The sequence below is a fragment of the Caulobacter sp. AP07 genome, assembly GCF_000281955.1.
GTDB lineage: Bacteria > Pseudomonadota > Alphaproteobacteria > Caulobacterales > Caulobacteraceae > Caulobacter.
Window position 1 is genome coordinate 1 of the sequence record NZ_AKKF01000080.1, and the last position, 2,540, is coordinate 2,540.

Annotated in this window: 4 protein-coding genes; 1 reads left to right on the forward strand and 3 read right to left on the reverse strand. The window is 68.6% G+C overall.

Annotated elements, in window-relative coordinates; translation table 11 throughout:
• The first annotated feature begins 82 nt into the window (after positions 1 to 82).
• Complete coding sequence (locus PMI01_RS05545) at positions 83 to 835, forward strand: extensin-like domain-containing protein (protein ID WP_007665004.1); 753 nt, start codon at positions 83 to 85, stop codon at positions 833 to 835.
• Positions 836 to 1,023: 188 nt separating this feature from the next.
• Here the strand turns inward: PMI01_RS05545 and PMI01_RS05550 are convergent, their stop codons facing one another.
• From PMI01_RS05550 to PMI01_RS05560, 3 genes are all read right to left on the reverse strand, one after another.
• Complete coding sequence (locus PMI01_RS05550) at positions 1,024 to 1,509, reverse strand: SRPBCC family protein (RefSeq protein WP_007665006.1); 486 nt, start codon at positions 1,507 to 1,509, stop codon at positions 1,024 to 1,026.
• A 140-nt stretch (positions 1,510 to 1,649) separates the two neighbouring features.
• Positions 1,650 to 2,108 (reverse strand): hypothetical protein, encoded by a 459-nt coding sequence (locus tag PMI01_RS05555; RefSeq protein ID WP_007665008.1) that lies wholly within the window; start codon positions 2,106 to 2,108, stop codon positions 1,650 to 1,652.
• Between the two features lie 132 nt (positions 2,109 to 2,240).
• Positions 2,241 to 2,540: diguanylate cyclase domain-containing protein (locus PMI01_RS05560; RefSeq protein ID WP_007665010.1), on the reverse strand; the 300-nt coding region annotated here is incomplete at its 5' end.

A 2,540-nucleotide genomic window follows, 5' to 3' on the forward strand; every position in this document is an offset into this window, starting at 1 on the left:
CTCTCCCCTCCGGGAGAGGGTTGTTAAAGCGCCAGCCCTAAGGCAAGGCTTGCGCGTTAACCATTCGAGCGCTCCCCCGCCCATGGCCTACCGCGTCCCGCGCCATCCGCGCGTCGAGCACCGCACGCGCCGCCAGAACCGCCTGGCCGGGCTGACGGGGCTCGTGCTGCTGTGGATCCTGGTGCTGATCATGGCGCTGGTGGCCGAGCGCGGCATCGGCCGCCAGCACCTGCCGTGGAAATCGCTGAGCGTCGTCGACCCGGTCGGCATGGCCACGCGGATCAAGGCGGCCCGGGCCGGCAAGGATCCGGCGACCTGCCGGGCCATCCTGCGCAAGGCGGGGCTCAGCTACGAGGAAGTTCCGGAGAAGACCGACGGCGGCTTCTGCACCGTGCGCGACGCCCTGAAGATCGACGGCGGCATGGCGGCCCTGGCGCCGACCGACGCGCCGATGGTCTGCAAGGAGGCGCTGGCCCTGTCGATCTGGGAGCGTCAGGTGGTGCAGCCGGCCGCCTACGAGGTGCTGGGTCAGGGCGTCGTGGCGCTGGAGCACTACGGCACCTATTCCTGCCGGCGGATGTACGGCAAGGCCGAGGGGCCGGTCAGCGAGCACGCCAGCGCCGACGCCATCGACCTGGCCGGTTTCCGCCTGGCCGACGGCCAGACGGTCTATGTGGCCCGCGACTGGGCCGATCCCGGCCCCAAGGGCCAGTTCCTGCGCCGGGTGCGCGACGGGGCCTGCCGGGTGTTCATCACCACCCTCAGCCCCGATTACAACGCCGAGCATCACGACCACTTCCACCTGGATATGCACGGCTGGAACAAGTGCGCGTGAGCGCTGATGTCCCTCTCCCCTTGCGGGAGAGGGTGGCCTCGCGGAGCGAGGTCGGGTGAGGGGTTGAGGAACAGAAACGCCGCGACAGCCGAAAGGCCAGTCGCGGCGTCTGTCGTTTGAGAGACCCCTCATCCGGCGGCTGCGCCGCCACCTTCTCCCGCAAGGGGAGAAGGAGAGGGAAAGGGAACTCAGATCCGCGCCACCAGCGCCGTCAGCTGGTCGGCGCAGGCGCCCCAGCCTTCGTGGAAGCCCATCTGCTCGTGGGCCTCGCGGTCGGCGACCGTCCAGTGGCGGACGTGGGCGGTATAGAGCGTCTTGCCGTCGGCCATGGTCTCGAAGGTGACGGTCACGGTCATGAACGGCTTTTCCGACGGCTCCCAGGCCTTAGTGTAGGCGTCGGTGAAGACCAGCTTCTGGTTCTTCACCACCTCCAGGAAGACGCCGCCGTTGGGCATGTCGACGCCGTCGGGGCCGCGCATGACGATCATGGTCGCGCCGCCCGGACGCACGTCCAGCTCGGCGACGGGGGTGGTGTAGGGCAGGGGCGCGAACCACTGCTTGAGCAGCTCGGGATCGGTCCAGGCGCGGAACAGCTTCTCGGCCGGGGCGTCGATGATACGGACCAGGGCCAGGTCGCGGTCGTTGGTCGGGGCGGCTTGGGTGGCGGTGTTCATGGCGTTTTCTCCTAGGGTTTGATTTCGTGCCCTGAGGACGGCCGGTCGGTCGGCGATCCGACATTGCCCGAGAATTTTTGTCGGCGTCGCTGGATCGTTTCGGAGCAGACCGAGGAGCACCCGCCTCGGTCCGCCGGACGCTACTTCATGAAGAACATCTCGCGGGCCCCGAACCCGCCACGCAGGGTCCGGATCGACTCCCGTGATATCGCGGCCTGGTTGCTCTTGGGCAACGAGCCGAACACCTTGGCGGTCAGGGCTTCGCCCTCGGCCAGTGGCTGGTCGAACACCGCCATGTTCTTGTATTCCACCATCAGGATGACGTCGGGCTCGTGGTCGCGCGGGCTGTCGACCGCCAGGACCTTGTAGCTCAGCACGTCGCCTTTCTTCTTCTGCTCTTCCTGAATGGCGCGCCAACTGGTGGACAGGTACTTCATGTAGTCGTCGAACATGCCCGGCTTGGTCTCGATATAGCTGATCTGCCAGACCGAGCCCTGGTCATAGACCCGTTCAGCGCTCTGGGCATGGGCGGCGGGGCCCGCGACGATGGACGTCGCGAGCGCCAGCGCGAGGGCGCTGGCGGCTAGGGAACGCAGCATGGTGGCTACCTCTCTCGTGGGTGCTCCGCCGCGCCTTCGCGGCGGGGTCTGATGGACGCAACGCCACAGCGCCCGTCCGACTACGGACGAGCGCCGACGATGGAACGCCCTCAGGCCCCGCTAGGCAAGGGGTTAGGCCTGCGACGCGTTCTTGGCGCGATGCAGGGCGGCGTCGACGTGATGGACGAACACGCCGGGACGGAGGTCGGTGTCCGCGCTGGTCGCCACGCCGACCGCGACCCCTCCGATCCTGAGCGCCAGATCATCGACCTCGAACGGCGCCTCCAGGGCCCGGACCAGCCGCTGGGCGGGATGTCTGGCGGCCTGGGAGTTGGCGAGGCGGGGCAGCACGATGGCGAACTCGTCGCCGCCCAGCCGCGCGACCGTCTCGCCGTCGCGCGCGACCGACTGGAGGCGGTCGGCGACCATCCG